General features: G+C 45.0%; 23 protein-coding genes and 1 pseudogene. 15 read left to right on the top strand and 9 right to left on the bottom strand.

The genetic code is table 11. From position 1 onward, the window contains the following. Positions 1 to 65 precede the first annotated feature (65 nt). The 8 genes from nrdR to MASE_RS12370 all read left to right on the top strand — a co-directional run bounded on the left by nrdR (position 66) and on the right by MASE_RS12370 (position 6148). Positions 66 to 515 carry a transcriptional regulator NrdR gene (gene nrdR, locus MASE_RS12405; protein WP_012517538.1) on the top strand — a complete coding sequence of 150 codons (450 nt, stop codon included), beginning with the start codon at positions 66 to 68 and terminating at the stop codon, positions 513 to 515. A 50-nt stretch (positions 516 to 565) separates the two neighbouring features. Then, a complete protein-coding gene (ribD, locus tag MASE_RS12400) occupies positions 566 to 1705 on the top strand; it encodes a bifunctional diaminohydroxyphosphoribosylaminopyrimidine deaminase/5-amino-6-(5-phosphoribosylamino)uracil reductase RibD (protein ID WP_014950091.1) in 1140 nt (379 codons plus the stop codon). 20 nt (positions 1706 to 1725) lie between these two features. Further along, the gene (locus MASE_RS12395) at positions 1726 to 2388 is read left to right on the top strand and encodes a riboflavin synthase (protein ID WP_014950090.1); all 663 of its coding nucleotides are present in this window, start codon (positions 1726 to 1728) and stop codon (positions 2386 to 2388) included. Positions 2389 to 2408: 20 nt separating this feature from the next. Next, a complete protein-coding gene (ribBA, locus tag MASE_RS12390; RefSeq protein ID WP_014950089.1) occupies positions 2409 to 3509 on the top strand; it encodes a bifunctional 3,4-dihydroxy-2-butanone-4-phosphate synthase/GTP cyclohydrolase II in 1101 nt (366 codons plus the stop codon). Positions 3510 to 3683: 174 nt separating this feature from the next. After that, complete coding sequence (gene ribH / locus MASE_RS12385) at positions 3684 to 4157, top strand: 6,7-dimethyl-8-ribityllumazine synthase (protein ID WP_014950088.1); 474 nt, start codon at positions 3684 to 3686, stop codon at positions 4155 to 4157. Positions 4158 to 4169: 12 nt separating this feature from the next. Further along, positions 4170 to 4592: a transcription antitermination factor NusB gene (gene nusB / locus MASE_RS12380; RefSeq protein WP_014950087.1), complete on the top strand. Its 423-nt coding sequence runs from the start codon at positions 4170 to 4172 to the stop codon at positions 4590 to 4592. A gap of 48 nt (positions 4593 to 4640) precedes the next feature. Beyond that, positions 4641 to 5606 (top strand): thiamine-phosphate kinase, encoded by a 966-nt coding sequence (gene thiL / locus MASE_RS12375; protein WP_014950086.1) that lies wholly within the window; start codon positions 4641 to 4643, stop codon positions 5604 to 5606. A 41-nt stretch (positions 5607 to 5647) separates the two neighbouring features. Beyond that, positions 5648 to 6148, top strand: a complete 501-nt coding sequence (locus MASE_RS12370; protein WP_014950085.1) for a phosphatidylglycerophosphatase A family protein — start codon at positions 5648 to 5650, stop codon at positions 6146 to 6148. A gap of 135 nt (positions 6149 to 6283) precedes the next feature. Here the strand turns inward: MASE_RS12370 and dxs are convergent. From dxs to xseB, 3 genes and pseudogenes are all read right to left on the bottom strand, one after another. After that, a pseudogene (dxs, locus tag MASE_RS12365) lies at positions 6284 to 8163 on the bottom strand (1-deoxy-D-xylulose-5-phosphate synthase). Between the two features lie 32 nt (positions 8164 to 8195). Continuing rightward, positions 8196 to 9086: a farnesyl diphosphate synthase gene (locus MASE_RS12360; protein WP_014950084.1), complete on the bottom strand. Its 891-nt coding sequence runs from the start codon at positions 9084 to 9086 to the stop codon at positions 8196 to 8198. Positions 9087 to 9115: 29 nt separating this feature from the next. Then, the gene (xseB, locus tag MASE_RS12355; RefSeq protein WP_014976981.1) at positions 9116 to 9358 is read right to left on the bottom strand and encodes an exodeoxyribonuclease VII small subunit; all 243 of its coding nucleotides are present in this window, start codon (positions 9356 to 9358) and stop codon (positions 9116 to 9118) included. A 412-nt stretch (positions 9359 to 9770) separates the two neighbouring features. Here xseB and pomA point away from each other — a divergent pair, with 412 nt between their 5' ends. Then, positions 9771 to 10532: a flagellar motor protein PomA gene (gene pomA / locus MASE_RS12350; RefSeq protein ID WP_014950082.1), complete on the top strand. Its 762-nt coding sequence runs from the start codon at positions 9771 to 9773 to the stop codon at positions 10530 to 10532. Continuing rightward, positions 10532 to 11461: a flagellar motor protein MotB gene (locus MASE_RS12345; protein WP_014950081.1), complete on the top strand. Its 930-nt coding sequence runs from the start codon at positions 10532 to 10534 to the stop codon at positions 11459 to 11461. Before pomA ends, MASE_RS12345 begins: the two co-directional genes overlap by 1 nt. 86 nt (positions 11462 to 11547) lie before the next feature. Here the strand turns inward: MASE_RS12345 and MASE_RS12340 are convergent, their stop codons facing one another. The 5 genes from MASE_RS12340 to MASE_RS12320 are packed head-to-tail and all read right to left on the bottom strand — an operon-like array spanning position 11548 to position 15994. Next, positions 11548 to 12804, bottom strand: coding sequence for an SAM-dependent methyltransferase (locus MASE_RS12340; RefSeq protein WP_014950080.1), 1257 nt, complete (start codon positions 12802 to 12804; stop codon positions 11548 to 11550). A 2-nt stretch (positions 12805 to 12806) separates the two neighbouring features. After that, positions 12807 to 13550, bottom strand: coding sequence for a DUF1365 domain-containing protein (locus MASE_RS12335; RefSeq protein WP_014950079.1), 744 nt, complete (start codon positions 13548 to 13550; stop codon positions 12807 to 12809). Continuing rightward, positions 13547 to 14812, bottom strand: a complete 1266-nt coding sequence (locus tag MASE_RS12330) for an NAD(P)/FAD-dependent oxidoreductase (protein WP_014950078.1) — start codon at positions 14810 to 14812, stop codon at positions 13547 to 13549. Before MASE_RS12330 ends, MASE_RS12335 begins: the two co-directional genes overlap by 4 nt. 10 nt (positions 14813 to 14822) lie before the next feature. Beyond that, a complete protein-coding gene (locus MASE_RS12325; RefSeq protein ID WP_014950077.1) occupies positions 14823 to 15542 on the bottom strand; it encodes an SDR family NAD(P)-dependent oxidoreductase in 720 nt (239 codons plus the stop codon). Beyond that, positions 15539 to 15994, bottom strand: coding sequence for a nuclear transport factor 2 family protein (locus MASE_RS12320; protein ID WP_014950076.1), 456 nt, complete (start codon positions 15992 to 15994; stop codon positions 15539 to 15541). Before MASE_RS12320 ends, MASE_RS12325 begins: the two co-directional genes overlap by 4 nt. Positions 15995 to 16250: 256 nt before the next feature. Here MASE_RS12320 and MASE_RS12315 point away from each other — a divergent pair, with 256 nt between their 5' ends. The 3 genes from MASE_RS12315 to MASE_RS12305 all read left to right on the top strand — a co-directional run bounded on the left by MASE_RS12315 (position 16251) and on the right by MASE_RS12305 (position 18292). Continuing rightward, a complete protein-coding gene (locus MASE_RS12315; protein ID WP_014950075.1) occupies positions 16251 to 16826 on the top strand; it encodes an LON peptidase substrate-binding domain-containing protein in 576 nt (191 codons plus the stop codon). A gap of 118 nt (positions 16827 to 16944) precedes the next feature. Further along, positions 16945 to 17556 (top strand): sigma-70 family RNA polymerase sigma factor, encoded by a 612-nt coding sequence (locus MASE_RS12310; RefSeq protein ID WP_014950074.1) that lies wholly within the window; start codon positions 16945 to 16947, stop codon positions 17554 to 17556. Next, positions 17549 to 18292: a ChrR family anti-sigma-E factor gene (locus MASE_RS12305; RefSeq protein WP_014950073.1), complete on the top strand. Its 744-nt coding sequence runs from the start codon at positions 17549 to 17551 to the stop codon at positions 18290 to 18292. The genes MASE_RS12310 and MASE_RS12305 overlap by 8 nt, the downstream gene beginning before the upstream one ends. A gap of 109 nt (positions 18293 to 18401) precedes the next feature. Here the strand turns inward: MASE_RS12305 and MASE_RS12300 are convergent, their stop codons facing one another. Beyond that, positions 18402 to 19166 carry an outer membrane protein assembly factor BamD gene (locus tag MASE_RS12300; protein WP_014950072.1) on the bottom strand — a complete coding sequence of 255 codons (765 nt, stop codon included), beginning with the start codon at positions 19164 to 19166 and terminating at the stop codon, positions 18402 to 18404. 186 nt (positions 19167 to 19352) lie between these two features. Here MASE_RS12300 and rluD point away from each other — a divergent pair, with 186 nt between their 5' ends. Beyond that, positions 19353 to 20336: a 23S rRNA pseudouridine(1911/1915/1917) synthase RluD gene (rluD, locus tag MASE_RS12295; protein WP_014950071.1), complete on the top strand. Its 984-nt coding sequence runs from the start codon at positions 19353 to 19355 to the stop codon at positions 20334 to 20336. A 16-nt stretch (positions 20337 to 20352) separates the two neighbouring features. Next, entirely contained in the window at positions 20353 to 21108 is a 756-nt protein-coding gene (pgeF, locus tag MASE_RS12290) for a peptidoglycan editing factor PgeF (RefSeq protein ID WP_014950069.1), read from the top strand. Positions 21109 to 21323: the final 215 nt, after the last annotated feature.

The raw sequence follows: 21323 nt of genomic DNA, 5'->3' as shown, positions 1-21323 counted from the left end.
AATGCTGGACTAACTAGTCTAGGTTCAATTTAGATACCTAAGTACGCAATATTTAAGGATTATTCATGTTTTGCCCGTTTTGTTCAGAACAAGAAACAAAAGTCATTGATTCTCGTTTGGTTGCAGAAGGGCAACAGGTGCGTAGACGCCGTGAATGTATGGTGTGTCACGAGCGCTTCACGACCTTTGAAAGTGCCGAGCTCGTGATGCCTCGCGTTATTAAACGCGATGGTTCTCGTGAACCGTTTAACGAAGATAAACTTCGTGCAGGCTTGCAACGCGCACTCGAAAAGCGCCCTGTGAGCACAGAAAAAGTTGAACAATGTATCCTCTCACTTAAGTCACAGTTGCGCGCAACCGGTGAACGTGAAGTGAGCAGTGAACTGCTCGGCAACCTAATTATGAAAGCCCTCAAAGAACTCGATAAAGTTGCTTATGTCCGGTTCGCCTCCGTTTATCGCTCTTTCGAAGATATTCGTGAATTCGGAGAAGAGATTGCGCGATTAGGAGATTAAGTCGGCGACCTCTCAAACATCAGACACTTAGGGCTACAACAGGAATCCAAGTGAACCACGATACGGTTAAAAACGATTATTTTTGGATGGCAAAAGCCATTCAGCTTGCCCAACAAGGGCGTTTTACCACTTCTCCTAACCCTCGCGTAGGCTGTGTAATTGTTGACGAAAACAATCAATTGCTCGGTCAGGGATATCACATTCAAGCTGGTACACCCCATGCCGAAGTGCATGCATTAAGACATGCATCTAACGCACGTCCGCAGGGCGCAAAGGGCGCGACGGCATACGTTACACTTGAACCTTGTAGTCATTTTGGGCGCACACCGCCTTGTGCTGTTGCCTTGGTAGAAGCAAAGGTAGCGCGTGTTGTTATTGCTATGACCGACCCGAATCCAAACGTATGCGGTAACGGTATTAGCATTCTGCAGGAAGCAGGCATCGAAGTGGTAAGCGAAGTGATGGCTGCTGAGGCCGCAGCGCTAAACCCTGGGTTTATTAAACGCATGCTTACCGGTGAGCCCTTTGTTCGCGTGAAATTAGGCATTAGCCTAGATGGAAAAATAGCCCTTCAAAATGGGGTGAGTCAGTGGATTACTGGAGCAGAGGCAAGACGGGATGTGCAACAGTATCGTGCACAAAGTTGCGTGGTGCTAACAGGCTCAGGTACGGTGAAAGCCGATAACCCTAGTTTGTTGGTTAGAGAACAAGAAGCACAGTTCACTAATTATCCTCTGGAACACATTCGTCAACCTGCCCGTGTTGTTGTAGATAGCAAAAGTAAGCTTACTAGAGACTACACACTTTTTAACGACGGCAATATTACGTTCACGGCGACGTCACAGGCTCACCCAGACACCGCTACTCAGCACTATCTCCAACTGGACGAAAAAGACGGTAAGCTCGACTTACATGCGCTAATGTCAGCATTGGGTGACAAGCAATACAATGAAGTCTGGGTGGAAGCAGGCCCTGGCCTTGCCGGTGCATTATTGCAAGAAGGGCTGGTGGATGAACTTATTTGCTACCAAGCGCCTAAGCTTTTAGGTGATAAGGGAGTCAGTATGGTTAATTTACCCGCGTTCACGTCGCTAAATGAATGTATTTCGCTTTCGCTTATTGAAAATCGTCAAGTGGGTAACGATATTAAGCTTATCTTCCGTCCTGATGTTAGCAACATCCGTGGTTAACGCGATTAAAGAGGAACTTTATGTTTACTGGAATTATTCAAGCGCTAGGTACAATTAAGAAGCTTGATAACCGTGGCAACGATATTCGACTTACCGTTTCATCGCCTACGCTTGATATGTCTGATGTCGCACTCGGCGACAGTATTGCGACCAATGGTGTTTGCTTAACAGTTACTGATATGGGCCCCGATTATTATTGTGCAGATGTGTCGGCAGAGACCATCAAATTAACGGGCTTTGCACATTACAGCGCAGGCTCTACGGTGAATCTTGAGAAAGCGATGCGTCCAAGCGACCGTTTAGGTGGTCATATCGTTTCCGGTCACGTTGATGGTGTAGGCGAGGTTACACAAATCATTAAGCACTCAGACTACGTAGAGTTCTGGGTAAAAGCGCCAGAAGCCTTGGCTAAATATATTGCGCATAAAGGCAGTATCACCGTTGATGGTATCAGCTTGACAGTTAATGAAGTTAACGGTGCAGAATTTATGCTTTGGATCATTCCTCATACGTTGCAAGAAACAATTATGGGAAGCTATAAAGTGGGCACAGCGGTGAACCTAGAGGTTGATGTTATTGCGCGCTATTTAGAGCGATTGATGCTGGGCGACAAAGCCGCCGAGCCAAAAAGCAAAGGCATTGACATGGCATTTCTTGCCGAGAACGGATTTTTAAGAAAATAACCCTACAAGAAGCACACAACATGGCATTTAACACTACACAAGAAATTATTGAAGACATTCGCCAAGGTAAAATGGTTATCTTGATGGATGACGAAGACAGGGAAAATGAAGGCGATTTGATAATGGCGGCAGAGCATGTGACGCCTGAAGCCATTAACTTTATGGTAACCCACGCTCGCGGTTTAGTGTGTTTACCCATGACGCAAGAGCGCTGTCGCACCCTGAATCTTCCGCTTATGGTGGATAAAAACGAAGCACAATTTTCTACCAACTTCACTGTGTCTATTGAAGCGGCAACCGGCGTGACCACAGGCATTTCGGCGGCAGATCGCGCAACAACCATTAAAGCTGCTGTAGCGAAAGACGCGAAAGCGACAGACATTGTACAGCCGGGTCATATTTTTCCGCTAATTGCTAAAGACGGTGGCGTGTTAAACCGCGCAGGTCACACAGAAGCCGGTGTAGATTTACCGCGTTTGGCAGGGTTAGAGCCTGCTGGGGTTATTGTAGAAATCCTCAATGAAGACGGCACGATGGCCCGTCGTCCAGAACTAGAAAAGTTTGCTGAAAAACATAATCTTAAAATCGGCACCATTGCTGATTTAATTGAATATCGCAATCTCAACGAAACCACCATTCAAAAGGTCGCTCAATGCAATATGCCAACCGAGTATGGTGATTTCGAGCTTCACACGTTTAAAGACAGCATCGACAACCAACTTCATTTCGCACTTAAAAAAGGCGAAATTAAAGAAGATGAGCCGACACTTGTACGTGTACACCTTCACAATACGTTTAGTGATCTTCTTGGGTCTACCCGCGGTATTCATCGCTCGATGACGCTTGCAGATGGCATGCGCAAAATTTCAGAAGACGGTGGCGTATTGGTGCTATTAGGTAAAGAAGAGCATATTGAAAGTCAGGTACGCCGCTTTGCCGCAGAAGACCGAGGCGAGCGCCCGACTGGCGCTGACTGGCAGGGATCGTCACGCACTATTGGTGTAGGCAGTCAAATTCTAGCATCAATGGGCGTACACAAAATGCGTCTTCTTAGTAAACCAATTAAATATCACGCACTTTCAGGTTACGGCCTTGAAGTAGTGGAGTACGTGCACGACTAGTACTTAGCTGTAGGGCGGAGCTAAAGTGGATAGGGTTTGCGACGAGCACTCCCTTCCCCCATTGAGTCAAGCTAACGTACCCGTTTACGAATAGTTGAAGTTAAAGAAACAATCGATTTAGTTTGGGCGCAGTTGTGGTATACTTCGCGCCGTTTTTTCTCGAGGAATGAATCCATGCAGGTAATTGAAGGTAATATCAGAGCAACCGGTAAGAAATTTGCTATCGTTGTATCACGCTTTAATAGCTTTGTAGTTGAAAGCTTACTTGAAGGTGCACTAGATACACTAGAGCGTCACGGTGAAGTGAGTGATGACGATATCACGTTAGTACGTGTACCTGGTGCTTACGAGTTACCTGTAGTAGCGAAGAAATTAGCTGAGAAAAAGTCATTTGACGCCATCATCGCACTAGGTGCGGTTATTCGTGGTGGTACGCCACACTTTGATTTTGTAGCAGGCGAATGCAACAAAGGTCTTGCGCAAGTTTCTCTTGAATACGGTGTACCCGTATCATTTGGCGTAATTACAACAGATTCAATTGAACAGGCTATCGAGCGTTCAGGAACCAAAGCGGGCAACAAAGGTGCAGAAGCTGCACTTGGTGCGCTGGAAATGGTTAACGTTATCGATGCTGTTGAAAAGCTTTAAGGTAAACATTAAGTGAAAGTTTCAGCTCGTCGTAAAGCCCGTGAACTCGCTCTGCAAGGCGTGTATTCATGGCAAATGAGTCACAACGATATTCAGCAGGTTGAACTGGCGCTAGCCACCAGTAACGACATGCAAAAGGTAGATATGGCGTATTTCCAAGCTCTGCTTCGCGGTGTTGCACACAACGCAAGTAAACTTGATACGACCATCAAGCCTTACCTTGGCCGTTTGCCTGAAGAGTTAGACGCTATTGAAAAAGCAATCTTGCGCATTGCGACGCTGGAACTGACCGAGCGCATTGACGTCCCTTACCGCGTAATTATTAATGAGGCGATTGAGCTTGCTAAAGCATTTGGTGCTGAAGAAAGTCACAAGTTCATTAATGGTGCACTGGACAAAGCAGTGCGCACATTGCGCAAAGACGAGCGCGACTAACCTTACCGTGGCGGCATGGACTGCCGCTAAAAGGGTTTAAAAATTACCGTGAAAGAATTTGATCTTATCGGCCGCTACTTTTCAAACAGCGGCCACAAACGCAAAGACGTTGTTATTGGTATTGGTGATGACTGTGCTGTAACAACGGTTCCTGAAAACCAACAGCTTGCCGTTACCACAGATACCCTGGTTGCAGGTGTGCACTTTTTGAAAGACGCACCGGCGAAGTCTGTTGCGTATAAAACAGTGGCGGTAAACTTAAGCGACCTTGCCGCAATGGGCGCAGAGCCAGCGTGGATTAGCTTATCTCTGTCATTACCGGAAGTGGACGAAGCTTGGCTAGATGACTTTGTTTCGGGCCTTTATGAGCTAACTCAGTACTATTCTGTACAGCTAATCGGTGGCGATACGGTTAAAGGTCCAATGGCGTTCACGATTACAGCTCAAGGCTTTATACCGCCGGGTTCTGAGCTAACACGTAGCGGCGCTAAGCCAGGTGATTGGCTTTATGTCACGGGAACGCTTGGTGACGCAGGTGCAGGTTTAGACATCCTGCAAAATAAGCTGAGTGTAAGCGGTGAAGCGAAAGATGTCTTGGTAAATCGTCATTACTTCCCAACTCCTCGCGTAGCGGTGGGCACAGCTATCCGACGTATTGCAACGTCGTGCATTGATATCTCTGATGGTTTAATTTCAGATTTAGGTCATATCCTAAAAGCGTCTAATTGCGGTGCAAATGTTCATGTAGAGCGTTTACCGTTGTCACGAGCATTAACAAGCGCGGTTACACCAGAGCAAGCTATCGAATACGCGCTGTCTGCAGGCGATGACTATGAGCTTATCTTCACTGTAAGTGAAGAGCAGCGCGGAAGTCTTGAAACCTCGTTGGCAAGCACAAACGTGAAAGCCACATGTATTGGCCAATTAACCGGTCATAACGGCACACTTTCATTGCTCAAAGACAACGAAAAGTACACACCTGTTAACGTGTCAGGTTACGAGCACGCCTTTTAGGCGGCCTATTTGTCCGACAAAAGCAATAAAAAGGAAAAAGCATGCAGGCTGAGTTTCGCGCTAGAGTGAGTATGAAAAATCCCGTGCATTTTCTTGCACTAGGTTTTGGCAGTGGACTTATTCCTTTCATGCCGGGAACCTTTGGCTCACTTGCTGCGTTGCCCCTACTTATTGCCTGTAGCCAGATTTCCCTAATTTCCTTTATCGCGCTTACGCTGATATTCTCAGTTGTAGGCATTTACCTGTGTGGCAAGACTGCTGACGATATGCAGGTTCACGATCATGGCTCTATAGTGTGGGATGAAATAGCGGGCATGTTTGTGACCTTTCTGTTTGTACCTATTTCAGCGTCCTCTTTACTTGTAGGCTTTGTTCTATTCAGGCTTTTCGATATCTTGAAGCCTTGGCCAATAGGTATCATAGATAAGCGCTTACATGGCGGTACAGGCATTATGCTTGATGATCTTATCGCTGGCGCCATGGCATGCGGTTGTCTACATTTACTCATAGCGTTTTGGCCTGCCGCATTGGCTTTGTTTTAATTCATTACGAATATTCGCCGCCATTTTGTTAGACTTACCTCAAAGGAAAGCCAGTTGACGGTGAGCAAACTATTTACGAAAAAGCCCGCAAAATAGCGGGCTTTTTAATGTCTTAGTAATGATTTTAAAGCTTAATTAGTTAGCACTTAAACTGCTAGCCGCCGCAATAATACCTTCAGCATCTAAGCCGTGCTCTTTGTACATTTCCTGCTGAGTGCCTTGTAATATAAAGCTATCAGGCAGACCTAACATCTTCACCGCTTTTAATACGCCATTTTGCTGCAAGTGTTCAAGCACCGCACTACCAGCTCCACCCATAATACAGCCGTCTTCCAACGTAATAAGTGCACTGTGCTCACTGGTAGCTTTTAATACTGCGTCGCCGTCTAACGGCTTAATGAAACGCATGTCGATAACGGTAGCGTCAATCGCCTCTGCAGCTTCAAGGGCATAGGGTAATAGACAGCCAAAGTTTAAAATGGCGATACTTCAGACTTGCCTTTTGATGATTCTCGACACGTACGAGATTTACCAATCTCAAGCTCTGTCATAGCTTCGTCAGGCGTGACACCCATGCCAGCACCGCGAGGGTAACGAACAGCAGCTGGTTTTTGTAGCTTGTGACCCGTGTAGAGCATTTGACGACATTCATTTTCATCTGAAGGAGCCATAACCACCATATTCGGAATACAGCGCAGGAAGGCGATATCAAACGCCCCCTGGTGAGTAGGGCCATCTGCGCCAACAATACCGGCTCTATCAATGGCAAACAATACGGGTAAGTCTTGAATCGCCACATCGTGAATGAGCTGGTCGTAGGCGCGCTGCAGGAACGACGAATAAATAGCAACAACCGCATTCATACCGTCTTTGGCAAGGCCCGCGCCAAAGGTCACCGCGTGCTGTTCAGCAATCGCAACATCGAAATACTGCTCTGGAAAACGCTGAGAAAACTCAACCATGCCTGAACCTTCGCGCATGGCTGGCGTTACCGCCATTAGCTTAGGGTCTTGTGCCGCCATATCACACAGCCATTTCCCAAAGATTGCAGAGTAGGTAGGGGCTGAAGGCTTAGATTTTGGCAAAGCATTGTCAGCCGGATTGAATTTTGGTACCGCGTGGAACTTGATAGGGTCTTCTTCAGCAACCGCGTAACCTTTACCTTTCTTGGTGACTACGTGAAGTAGCTGCGGGCCGTCAAACTTGCGCATATTGCGTAGAGTATCGACAACACCATTTACGTCGTGGCCATCGATAGGGCCAATGTAGTTAAAGCCAAGCTCTTCAAATATCGTGCCCGGGACAACCATGCCTTTAATGTGTTCTTCTGCACGGCTGGCAAACTCCTTAATAGGAGGTACATTGCTTAGCAGCTTTTTGCCGCCATCGCGTATAGAGTTGAAAAAGTTGCCTGTGAGCAAGCGAGCTAAGTGACTGTTCAACGCACCTACGTTTTCAGAAATAGACATTTCGTTGTCGTTAAGTACAACTACCATGTCTTTCTTGATATCACCAGCGTGATTAAGGGCTTCAAACGCCATACCAGCGGTCATAGCACCGTCGCCAATTACCGCTACAACCTTTCTGTTTTTGCCTTCTTTTTCGGCAGCCACAGCCATGCCCAGCCCTGCACTAATCGATGTAGACGAATGACCAACTGCAAAGGTGTCGTAGTCGCTCTCAGGCGGCCATGGGAAAGGGTGCAGACCATTCTTTTGGCGAATGGTGCTCATGCGCTCTGCACGGCCTGTAAGGATTTTGTGCGGATAAGCTTGGTGACCTACATCCCACAGCAGTCGATCGAAGGGGGTGTCGTACACATAGTGCAAAGCGACGGTCAGTTCCACTGTGCCTAAACCAGATGCAAAGTGCCCACTGGTTTGGCTTACGCTGTTAAGTAAGTACTCACGCAACTCATCGGCGAGCTCGCGTAATTTGTCTTGGGGCAACTGCCTCAATTTATCGGGTGTTTGCGCAAGCGCAAGCGTTGGGTAATGTTGGAGATCTAAACTCATGTACTTATTATCTTTTTCAACATGGCGCGTGGCTAATGGTCGCGTTTTACCAAAAGCTCGCTAAACGCAATTAAACTGTCAGTATTGTAGGGTAAACGCGCCAATGCTTGAAGTGCATTATCGTGAAGCATTTCTAATTCTTGTTTAGCGCCTGTAATACCAAGTTTGGCTGGAAAGGTATTTTTCCCTAACGCTTCGTCTGACCCCGCGGGTTTACCTAATTTTTCGCTACTGCCTTCCACATCTAAAATATCGTCTTGAACTTGGAAAGCTAGCCCAATATCCGCGGCATAAGCCATTAAGTCAATTTTAGTTTGAGGCAGTAAGCCTTCACTAACAATGGCGACCATTTCTACGCAGGCTTTTAACAATGCACCGGTTTTCAATCTATGCAGCTGTTTTAGTTCTTCTAGCGAGATGGTTTTGCCGGTGCTGGCTAAATCGATAGCTTGCCCACCGCACATACCTATGTAACCCGCACTTTTCGCAAGTACAGACAGTAACTGGCTACGCTTTGTTTCAGCATACGTGCTTAATGGAGCATCAGCTAACACTGTAAATGCAAGTGCCTGCAGCGCATCGCCAGCTAAAATAGCGGTAGCCTCATCAAAGGCAATATGGCAGGTTGGCATACCGCGGCGCAAGTCGTCGTCGTCCATGGCTGGTAAATCGTCGTGGACTAACGAGTAGGCGTGCACACATTCAATGGCCATACTAATAGCCATTTGGTCTTTTTTGGGCACGTCTAGGGTGTTACCTACTACTTGAACAAGTAGTGGCCGCATCCGTTTACCGCCAGCAAGTAAGGCGTGACGCATTGCGTCTTTCAAGCGCGGCGCGTAATCGGGTAATTCGTCAATTAATGTAAGAAGAGATGCATCAGTTTGCTGTTTAACTTGCTGATGCAAAGCAGAAAAATTCATAGATTGCCTGTTAGTTAAAAATGAACGATTTATGGCTGTTCACTTTCAGGAAGAGGGTGGAGCGTTTCTTCGCCTTGTTCACTGAGCAGTATCTTTACTTTTTGCTCGGCGTTTTCAAGAGATTGTTGGCCTTGGCGGGAAAGTGCTATACCGCGCTCAAATTTTTCTAGTGCTTTATTAAGAGGCAGATCACCGCTTTCCATTTCGTTAACGATAGCTTCTAGTTCTGATAAAGTTTCTTCAAAAGACGCTGATGCTTTTTCTGTCGTCATAAAAACACTCAATATAGTGGCCAAAATACGTATACCGCGCACATTAACCGAGGGTTGCACAAGGGTCAAATGGTTTGTCCGTATATCGCCTATATCACAGTAACATAGCTTTTTTTTCATCCAGTTCAAAAGGCAACATACAAGCAAATTGTGCTATATTCGATGCAGGGTTCACTAACCTTTCAGAAGTAACCGTGTTATTTACTGTGAAGGAAAAAGTAAGGCGCTGAAAAAGCGCTAGATATTTTTAGTTTATAAAAACAGACAAAGCAGCGCTTTTACATAGAACGTACTTCATAATAAACAAATAAATGTGATATTTTTCAATAATGTCGTTTTAGTATTTCTATCTTTTGCCGATAGGGTATTTGTACACTAACAGCACTGACTGCGCATAAATGGGGAAGAGTGAGTGGATTTAGCAACCGTCATAGGTATGTTGGGCGCCATTGGTTTCATAGTTATGGCTATGATTCTGGGCGGCAGCTTGGGCATGTTCATCGACGTGCAATCAATACTTATTGTATTCGGGGGAACACTATTTGTTGTCCTATCTCAGTTTACGTTGGGTCAATTCTTCAGTGCGGGTAAAGTTGCTGGCAAAGCGTTCATGTTCAAAATTGAAACGCCTGAAGAGCTAATCGAGAAGATTGTTGAAATGGCAGATGCTGCACGTAAAGGCGGGTTTCTGGCATTAGAAGAAGCGGAAATTTCAAATGAGTTCATGCAAAAGGGTGTGGACATGCTGGTTGACGGTCACGACATTGAAGTGGTGAGAGAAACGTTAGCTAAAGATATTTCTATGACAACGGAAAGGCATGAGTTCGGCGCTTCTATATTTAAAGGAATGGGCGACGTAGCACCTGCGATGGGTATGATTGGTACTTTGATCGGTCTGGTTGCCATGCTTTCAAACATGGATGACCCTAAAGCTATCGGCCCTGCCATGGCGGTAGCGCTATTAACCACGCTTTATGGTGCCTTTTTTGCCAACGTCGTGTGTTTGCCAATTGCCTTTAAACTGGCGGTAAGAGCCGGTGAAGAGAAGTTAAACCAGAGTCTTGTTCTTGACGGTATTGTGGGTATTGCCGACGGCCAGAACCCACGTGTTATCGAAGGGGTATTAAAGAACTACCTTGCGGCGAGTAAACGCGGAAGCGCAGAGGAAGAGTAATGGCCGAAGAAGAATGCCCAAAATGTCCCCCCGAGGGGCTTCCAGCCTGGATGGGAACCTTCGCAGACCTGATGTCGTTGCTTATGTGCTTCTTTGTACTGCTACTTTCGTTTTCGGAAATGGACGTACTGAAGTTTAAACAAATTGCGGGCTCTATGAAGTTTGCTTTTGGTGTGCAAAATAAAATTGAAGTAAAAGATATTCCAAAGGGTACCAGTGTTATTGCAATGGAGTTTCGACCTGGCAAGCCTGACCCTACGCCTATTGAGTCCATTCAGCAGCAAACCAACGAAATGACCCAACAAATGCTGGAATTTCAGGCTGGTAACGAAGACTCTGCCGGCGGAAGGCAGAAGCAGCGCGGCGAGCAGCGTGGCGGACAATCTCAACAAACGGCTACTGAGTCGTCTTCATCGGCTGAGCAAAGCACCGATCAGTCGCAAATGGCTGAACTGATGAAAAAAGTAGCGCAGCAATTAGAAAAACAAATTCTAGATGGTTCGGTGGAAATGGAATCGTTGGGTCAGCAGTTAACCATTCGAATTCGTGAGAACGGTTCCTTCTCGGCGGGCTCAGCCTTTTTGCAGCCCCAATTCCAACCGGTGTTGAGAAAAATCGGTACGCTGTTGGCGGATGTGCCTGGAGAAATCGAAATTTCAGGGCACAGTGACGGTCAGCATATTGCTAATGAACTCTATCGTTCTAATTGGGACTTGTCAGCGCAGCGCGCTGTCGCGGTCGCTGAAGCCATGCGGACCGCGCCAGGGTTTGACGAAAGTCGTATGTCGGTAGTGGGTAAGGCAGATACCGATCCAATTGTAGAAAATGCCACTTCACCTTCAGACCGAGCGCAAAATCGTCGCGTTGAAATTAATATTAATCAGGGTAAGCCAATGCTGTCTAAGCCTATATCAGTTGTAGATGAGTAGTGCTTTGACCTAGTGTCAGCTTCAAACAAGAAAGCGGCGCCAAAGGGCGCCGCTTTTTTTGTCACTACTATCGATAATTAGCGTTGTTAAACACGAGCCAAATCAAGTCTGTAATGAGGCTTTGAAATCACAAGCTGAACGGTACTGATTGTTCTTTCTAAAAAACCACCTTCACAATATTTCAGGTAGTAGGTCCACATTCGCATAAAACGCTCGTCATAACCGTCGTTTAAAAGCTCATCTTTTGCAGAAATAAATGCTTCATACCAATGGTTCAATGTTTTCGCATAGTCAATCCCGATGTCGTGTAAGTCACGAATCATCATATTAGTGTACTTTTTCAGGTGAGCGTTAAGCTGGTGCTGAGAAGGTAAAAATCCACCCGGAAAGATATATTTCTGAATAAAGTCGACACTATTTGAATAGCTGTCGTAACGTCTGTCATCAATGGTTATTGACTGAAGCAGCATTAGGCCATCGTCTTTTAAAAGTGACGAGCATTTCTCAAAGAAATTTCCTAAAAATTGTTTGCCTACAGCTTCAATCATCTCGATAGACACGAGCTTATCGTACTTGCCTTCAAGTAGGCGATAATCCTTTTTCAGCAAAGTGATTTTGCTTTCAAGTTCTTCTCGGGCAATCCATTCTTTTGCCCATGCATGCTGCTCTTCTGAAATGGTAGTGGTCGTTACGCGGCAACCATAATGCTTAGCAGCATAGACGGCTAGCCCGCCCCAGCCCGTGCCAATCTCTAGAAGATGATCGGTTTCGCTAAGCTGTAACTTGTCGCAAATGGCTTTGAGCTTGTAATTTTGTGCATCATTGAGAGTTGCATTCGGATCTGGGTATATGGCTGACGAATACATCATTGTTGGGTCAAGGAAGCGGGTATAAAGCTTATTACCCAGATCGTAATGCGCCTCGATATTTTTCTTGGCTTGGTCCTTTGTATTTCGACGTGCAAAGTGTTGAATCTTGTTGATGGGCATAGTCACCCATTTAAATTTATTCTCCCATTCGTCAAGGGTAGATAAATTCCTAGCAAACACTCTTACCACGGCTGTTACGTCGTCACTGTCCCATAACCCATCCATGAATGCTTCTCCGGCGCCCACACTTCCGCCAAGCAATAAGCGTCGATAGGCTTGTACATCCTTGATATTTACCGTTGCACGCAAATCGCTTTCGTCTGTGCCGAAACGCGCAACGACATCGCCGTTTTCTTGAATGGTTAAACTGCCAAAAGGCAGTTGTTTTAAGCATTGTAGGAATAGAGTTCTACACGCTTTATCTACAAAGGAGACCTCTGAGGTGGTCAGTAGTACAGATTCACCAAAAGACATTGTTATTGTTCCTGACTTTTTTCTGGGTGTGTATACAGTGGCGTTCGTTTAAGCAATAGTTTAAGCGCGTGCCAATAAATTCCAGCCACAGTTTTTATTGTCATACTGGGTATACGTTTAAGTGCCGCAGATAGATTCGCATTATCTAAAGTAAATTTAGTCAAATTTATCCCTGCACTGAACTCTTTGTCGTCTCTTACACAATCCATCGCAAGTGACAGTCTAGTCGACGGCTGCGATATCGACCATTTGTAGGTCATATCCATTGGATTAAACGGGGAAACATGAAAAGCTTTTGGCGTATCGTCTTGAGTATCTAGATTTACAAGGTAGTGATGACGCTCATTCCACGGCGTATTACTTACTTCGGCAAGCATATGTGTATACTTACCTTCGGCATTGCGTAGGTAATAGAAATTCACCGGGCTGAAATACAGCCCCCACATACGCAGTTGTCCCAGCATAAAGACATCGCCTTGAAGCGTCTTCCCTCCGTTTAACTCTGTCATTCTGTCTATTACTGCCTGACCTAGAGGTAAAGAGGGATCACCTAAATAGTCTTCACGCTTGAAACGCACTCTAGCCTTGTCGTATGCAGAGAAGCGTTTTAACGTACTGGACAAGGTTTCGAGTTCGTTGCTCTCAAGCTTTAGCCAAAATAAATAAATGTCATAGTCAAATTTATGCTGAGTAGGCTTAAACCGTTGGTGATAAACCTTACCCTTGTAGATGGCACTTTCTATCACAGGGCTTCACCAAAGCGAGAACAAACATCAAGTGCGCTAGTTACGCCGTCTTCATGAAAACCGTTATACCAGTAGGCTCCACAAAAATGTAAGTTGTCTACGCCACAAATTTCATTTCTTCTTGCTTGGGCGTTGACCATGCTGGCACTGTATTGCGGATGTGCGTACTGATAGCTTCGAAGAATACTCTTTTGGTCTATTTCCGCAGTATTATTTAACGTTACACAGTAGGTGCTTTGTGCTTCAAGGCGTTGAAGAATATTCATGTTATAAGTGACAGAAGCGGGGCGGGCTTCCTCACTTGCGTCTTCTTTTAAGCTGTAATTCCAACTCGCCCAAGCTAATTTTCTTTTAGGCAGCTGTGAAATATCTTTGTGCATCACCACGTCGTTTTCTGCGTAAGGGATATTTCCAAGGATATCTCGATGCAGCGAAGTCGGTGAGTGAATCATTTTTAACGCTTGGTCACTGTGGCACGCAAATACCACATGATCATACATCGCAGCGTTGCCTGAAGAGTCGGTAACCTGCCACTTATCATCGCTTTTCGCTACCGACAGAACGGCCGTCGATAGTTTTATCTTAGACTCAAATGGTGCGATTAAAGGCGGAATGTATTGGCTTGACCCACCTTTAATTGTGTACCACTGAGGACGGTCGGTAATATTGAGCAAGCCATGGTTGTTGAAAAACTGCAAAAAGAACGTGAGTGGAAACTTTCTCGTTTGCTCTAAGCTGCTGGACCAAATTGCGGCGCACATAGGCAAGATATAATAACGTGCAAAGTCATCGCTGAGTTTTAATTCTCTAATGACGTCTTCTAACGTAAGTGAAGAAGTATCACGGTTTTCTGCGACCATCGCTTTACAGGCTTTGTTAAACGTCAATATGTCTTTCACGATGCGCCAAAATTTAGGCCTCAGAATATTACGCCGCTGTGCAAATAAACTGTTTAAGTTATTGCCGTTGTATTCGAGGTTTGCCTTTTTACTCATCACAGAGAAGCTCATTTCTGTTGGTTGATACTCAACGTTTAACTGATTAATGAGCTTAATAAAATTAGGGTAGGTCCAATCATTAAAAACGATAAAACCTGTATCGATATGGTGAGTTTCCCCGTTGTCGCTTATTTTCTTCGTTGCAGTATGACCACCTATATAGTCATTTGCTTCGTACACTGTGATGTCGTGCTGCCTATTTAGAAGGTGCGCGCAGGTCAAGCCAGAAATACCTGTGCCAATGATGGCAATCTTATTGTTCATTCATCTTCTCTTATTGTTTTTCTCTCATTGCCAACGACAATCGCTTTTGCAGTGGGGTTGGCAGTATATGCATAAAGCGCAGAATAAAACCAAAGAACCGAGGGAAGAAAACTGTTTGTTTGTTGCCCTCTATTCCTTTAAGCATAGCGTCAGCGGCTTCTTCAGCGCTAATTTTCATTGGCATTTCAAAATCGTTTTTATCTGTGAGGGGCGTTTCTACAAATCCAGGAGACACCGCTTGCACTTTCACGCCTTTGTGGTGAAGGTCTACTTCTAATGATTTAGTAAAATAATGTAGGGCAGCTTTGCTCGCACCGTACGCTTGCGTTCGTGTGAAAGGGAGTAGGCGAGCCATGCTGTCAACAATCACAAGCTTGTCGCCTTGCTTAAGTCGTGGAAGAAGAGCATCTACACAATGAACAACGCCAAAGAAATTAGGTTCGAATACGCGGCGAAACATGTCTGGCTCGAAGTCGTCGATATCTACATATTCGCAGGTACCAGCGTTGAGTACAGCAATGTCAAACTTAACCGTTGCTAGCGCCCGTCGAGTATCGTCAAGATCAGTGACATCGAACTGGCATGCGCTAATATTATTATACTTACTGAGCTCGTTGAGTGTGTCTTCATTTCGACCACAGGCAATCACTTGATAACCGCTGTTTGCAGCCTTTATTGCTAATGCTTTACCAATACCCGATGTGGCGCCAGTAATTAGAATACTTTTCACTTTGCTAGCTTCCCTTTAATTTTTTTTACGACAAAACCTAGGATGGGTACGTGCTCATAGACCATTTCGCCCAAGTCGTAATAATCTTTGTGGTAAATAATGCTGTCACCGCTGACACCAAGTTGCGTGGTGCCATCTAGCGTAATTTGCTTATCACTATCTTTCAGCGTAAGGGTCATCGTCCAGTTTGCGATATGGGTAACCTTTGAATGACTTGATGGATACTCTTTTGCGCCATTGGGCGAGCAAGTAAAAATGTCCGCAATGTCGAACTTACAGCTTTCGGCCTGCGTCAATAAGTTGGAAAAATAGCGTTTTACTTCATCAATGCCATGGTGTGTAGTGATTGGGTCGATAAACAGTATGTCGTCGGCATAGATATGTTCTAGGTCGTCTGGAGAAATTTGACATATATCTGTGTAAATTTTACAAAAGCGTCCAATGACGTCCATGGCCTTTCCTTAACTCATAATTCAAAATCAGATTTGCATATCGGTAATGTCGACGCTTAAAAAAATTCGCGGTTATTTTCACGTTCAAATTGCAAGTCTCTGATATGAAATCTGTTAATGTTTTATTTAAAAACTAAGTTACATTAATCGTCGTGCTAAAGATCATGTTTTTCCATTTATATGTGAAAAATTTTCCCATTCGATCCTAATTGTTCTCACTTGCGTAATTATTTTCGTGTTTTCGGAAGTGCTGAGTATGAGTGTAGAACGTTTTCCTTTATTTCCTTTATCTGCGCACCTTTTGCCGGAAGGTAGAATGGCATTGCGCATTTTTGAGCCACGATACGTGCGAATGGTTAAGCAGGCATGTGCTGAAAATAAAGGCTTTGTGATGTGTATGCTTAATGCTAACGGTGACAAAAATTTGAATGAGCATATTCATAAAATAGGTACTTATGCGCAGGTTGTTGACTTCGACATGCTCGATGATGGGTTGCTTGGCATAAAGGTTGCTGGCTCTCATTTAGTTGAGGTAAGTAGTATAGAAGTTGAAAAAGATGGTCTTCGTACCGGTAGTTGCAAGGTGTTAGAACCTTGGCAGTGCGATTTGGCTCCTCAACAAATAGCGCCTATGGACGAGCGACTTAAAGAAATATTTGGAAATTACGAAGAGTTGGCATCGCTTTATGAATCACCAAAGTTTGATTGCCCTAATTGGGTATTAAATCGGTGGTTAGAATTATTGCCAGTAGACGGCTCGCAAAAACAGCACTTTTTAGCGCAAAGAGAATGCACCAGTTTACTGAACTATCTCTCTGCACTAATCGCTTAGTCGTTGAGTCGGATAAAGACATTACAAATTCGTAATCCAATATTAGCGATTTTCGCAAACGTTTTAAGTCATAACGCCGTAGAATGATACAACCAAAACGGAAAAGCGGACGAATCTTATGTTAGTTGGAATTCCTTTGGAACAAAGTAACAGCACAATCAAGCCTAAAGAGTGTGCAACTGAAATGTCTGATTACCTTGTCGCGGTTGCAGATACCCGATGCAAGCGTTCATTTGCGAGAGTGTTTAACTACTTCGCGCCTCGGCTGCGTTCTTATGCACTGAAACAGATGGGTAATGAGGCACTGGCCATGGAACTGGTACAAGATACTATGTCGAATGTATGGCAGAAAGCGCACCTGTTCAATGCAGAAAAGGGTTCTCCGTCAACGTGGATTTTCACAATCGCACGCAACATTCGCTTTGATATGCTTCGAAAGCTGCAGAATAGAAAAGAGGATGTTTGTTCTGACGATCTATGGCCGGTTTTATGCGAACAAACAGCCGATGCAAACGAGGCGCCACTTGACGAACAAGTTACTTTAGAGCAGATTGGCTATTTGTTCGAATCACTACCTGTAAAACAGAAAGCAGTGGTTGAAGCTATCTATATTGATGGCAAGTCACAACAAGAAGTCGCCGATGAGCTTTCAATTCCATTAGGTACAGTAAAGTCGCGGACACGTTTGGCACTTCAACGATTAAAGGTCATGTTAAACGATAATGATTAGGTTTCACCCAAGTGCCCAGCAACTTAAAGATTTTGTTGAGGGCACATTGTCACCTGCTATATCACTGATGGTCTCTGCACATTGTGACATGTGTGAGAAATGTCAGCGTTTTGTTGAAATTGAAACGGAAAGTCTTGCTGCTCAAATGGTTTCGAACGCCAATTCATCGGTAAGCGACAGAGCTGAAATGTCGCTTCAGTTTGGTGACATGCTATCCCAAATTACGCAGCTCCCATCATCGAAACAAAATAATGCTTTGATGGAACAGCCCACAGCGTATCGTGAGCCCGTAAAGAGGCGGGCGGCCTTGCAGGCGCAGGCAAGCGCAAATACCATCGAGTTAGATGGAAGGGTATTCACTTTACCCAGAACACTTCACCGCTACATCGATAAGACAGGTAACTGGTCAAGTTTGGTCGGGAAGCTGTGGCAGGCGCCAGTTGACCTTGGAAACCAAGGTGTAGCTAATTTTATCTTTATGGGAAGTGGTGGTAGTGTACCTGAGCACACGCACCGTGGAACGGAATATACATTAGTCATTGATGGTGAGTTCAGTGATGGGCTAAGTCGTTATGATACCGGCGACTTTATTTTCATGGATGGTGATAAAACGCACACGCCAAAATCCGAAGGTAAAGAAGGCTGCCTTGTATTTAGCATTGTCGATCAGCCATTGCACTTTACTTCGGGCCTTGCAAGATTGTTAAACCCTTTTAGTCACTTGTTTTTCCGCTAGTAATCTATCAAGCGAACGCTCAATATGTGACATCCAGATACAAAAAAACGCACAAATGTGCGTTTTTTTATTGGTTGCATAAAGCTCTAGCAAAACAGAATAGCCAAATCTAGCTAATAAATTCGCTGTCAGGGTAGTTAAGCTTTAGTGTCTTCATCGCATTGTTACGCAATTCATCTAGGCCAAGCTGCTCATAACTTGAAACCATAATTTCGAGTGCTTGTTGCACTTGAGTGGTATTCGGGAAGTGCTCTATAACATAGCGACCACGGTTTGCTGCAGCGACATAAGCCTGGCGTCTCATGTAGAAACGTGCAATAGCGATTTCATAGCGAGCCAAGCGGTCTTTAATATGAACCATGCGCTGTTTCGCATCTGCGGCATATTTGCTATCTGGATATTGTTGAATCAGTCTGCGGAAATCTTCAAACGCAGCACGAGACTTCGACGGGTCTCTATCCGTACGGTCAATATTCATTAACTCTTGGAAAAGGTTGCTATCTGATTCCATGTTAGTTAATCCACGCATGTAATACGCGTAATCGACATCTGAATGGTTTGGATTCAGACGAATAAATCTGTCGATAGTGGCAAGCGTTTCTTCGTTTTTACCTGACTTATAATAGCTATAAATAAGGTCTAGCTGTACCTGATGGGATAGGGGACCGAACGGGTAGCGCGAATCTAGCGCGCTTAACGTTTGTGCTGCAGCGCTGAAGTTACCTACTTCCATGCTCTGCTTTGCTCTGTCGTACAGTTGCTGCGCACCCATGTTAGCTAATACGGCTTTTTCTTCATTATCTGAAGAGCTACATCCTGCGACAGATACCATAGCACCCAATAAAACGGGGGCCAGTAGACGAAATGATTTCATAATAATTCTATTTTCCTGCTAAACAGTTTTAATACTTCGCTGTCTAAGCTCATGTGTTAAACAACAACACTTTAATTGCATTCTAACGTACTAACGATGAGAAAAACCATACAAAAACGTAAACAAGGCAGTGTACAGCGTGAATACTTGTTATAATACCCTTTTTTAGACGTAATCAATGGTGTTATGACACAGTCGCCGAACACAATACAATTAGAAGCTTCAACGGAAGCTGCGCATTTTGGTTTACGGTTAGATCAGGTTTTGGCTGATTTGTTCCCTGAATATTCTCGTTCTAAGCTAAAAACTTGGATCCAAGATGGGAATGTTGCTGTAAACGGTGAAGTAATCACCGTGCCTCGCCACAAAATGCAAATGGATGAACTTGTTACTGTACAGGCCGAAATGGATGTACAAGTAACGAGCGAAGCGCAAGACATCGCGTTAAACATTGTTTATGAAGATGAACACATCCTAGTCATAAACAAACCAGCAGATTTGGTTGTGCATCCAGGTGCAGGGAACCCAAGCGGTACCGTGCTAAATGCCTTGTTAAATCATTGTCCAGAGATAGACAAAGTTCCACGTGCGGGCATTGTCCATCGCCTTGACAAAGACACGACGGGGTTAATGGTAGTAGCAAAAACAATTCCTGCTCAAACGCATCTTGTTGACCAACTTCAACGTCGGGAAATGAGTCGTGAATACGAAGCCGTTGCCTTAGGTACGATGGTCGCTGGTGGTATTGTAGATGCGCCTATTGGTAGACACGCAACAAAACGTACGCATATGGCAGTACGTGAAATGGGCAAACCAGCGGTCACTCATTTTCGTGTTATCGAAAAATTTCGCGCATACACGCACCTGCGTTTGAAGCTTGAAACTGGCCGTACGCACCAAATCCGCGTACACATGGCCCACATTAAGCATCCTTTGCTTGGCGACCAAGTTTATGGCGGGCGTCCTCGTCTTCCTAAAGGGGCGTCAGAAGAATTTATCGCTGCGCTTCGCGGATTCCAACGTCAGGCGTTGCACGCCGCACAGCTCTCGCTGTTTCACCCTGAAACTGAAGAGTGGATGACGTGGAAAGCTCCCCTACCTCAAGATATGCAGGACTTGCTTAAAGCCGTGAAAAAGGACACCGCGGACAATCCACAAGATATGCTTTAATGAGTAAGGCGAACTTATGACATTGTCAGCTGCGAATTCACCTATTTCATCCACGCTGGATTTGATTACGCCAGCGTGGTCATGTCCCGCAAATGTTGTTGCATACACAACGACAAGAATGGGAGGTACAAGCATAGGTGATTTTGCAGGTTTGAACGTTGGCGCCCACGTGGGGGACGACCTCCTACTAGTGAAAGCCAATAGAAGCCTAATTCCACATAGTGAAAAGATCACATGGTTGGAGCAAGTGCACAGCAACCGCGTGGTGTCATTGCCGAGCGCAGATACCACCGCTGATGCGTCGTATTCTTCTTCAACATCGCATTTTTGTGCGGTAATGACCGCAGACTGCGTGCCCATTTTATTGTGTGATGAAAGCGGTCAAGAAGTGGCGGCAGTACATGCTGGTTGGAAAGGTCTCGATACTAACATTATCGGAAGTGCTGTTTCACACTTTGGCAGCGATGCAAAAAAACTCATCGCTTGGGTTGGTCCTGCAATCAGCGGGCCCTGCTACGAAGTTGATGTACAGTTGGCGAGTAAGTTTCGCCATATAGACGGTGCCATTGCCAATAGCTCTAATAGAGGGAAGTACTTATTAGATCTACCTCTAGTGGCACAGGTGCAATTGCAGCAAGCTGGCGTTGAGAGTATTACACAAAGTAACTTGTGTACTTACACTGACGAACAGCGTTTTTACTCCCATCGAAGAGCTACGCATCAAAACAAGCGCACGACTGGGCGTATAGTTAGCGTAATAGGCCTGCTTTAAATTGTTTCGAAAAAAGGCGGCAGTTTTAGTCTGATCACACAGTTGCGCTAGATCAAACTTCATACATTATTTGTTATCTTTTTGGCTAACTTTTTAATCTCATACTTGAATCGCAATTGAGCAGCCTACATAACTAGAACATAAAGAATACCATTCCGCATAGATCATTACCCACTCAGCGAGAGTTAAAATGTTCGTAATTGCGGCGTGTTACC

This window comes from Alteromonas macleodii ATCC 27126 (genome assembly GCF_000172635.2).
GTDB classification, from domain to species: domain Bacteria; phylum Pseudomonadota; class Gammaproteobacteria; order Enterobacterales; family Alteromonadaceae; genus Alteromonas; species Alteromonas macleodii.
The sequence above is the reverse complement of the archived record's forward strand: the minus strand, read 5'-3'. Positions and strand labels throughout refer to the sequence as shown.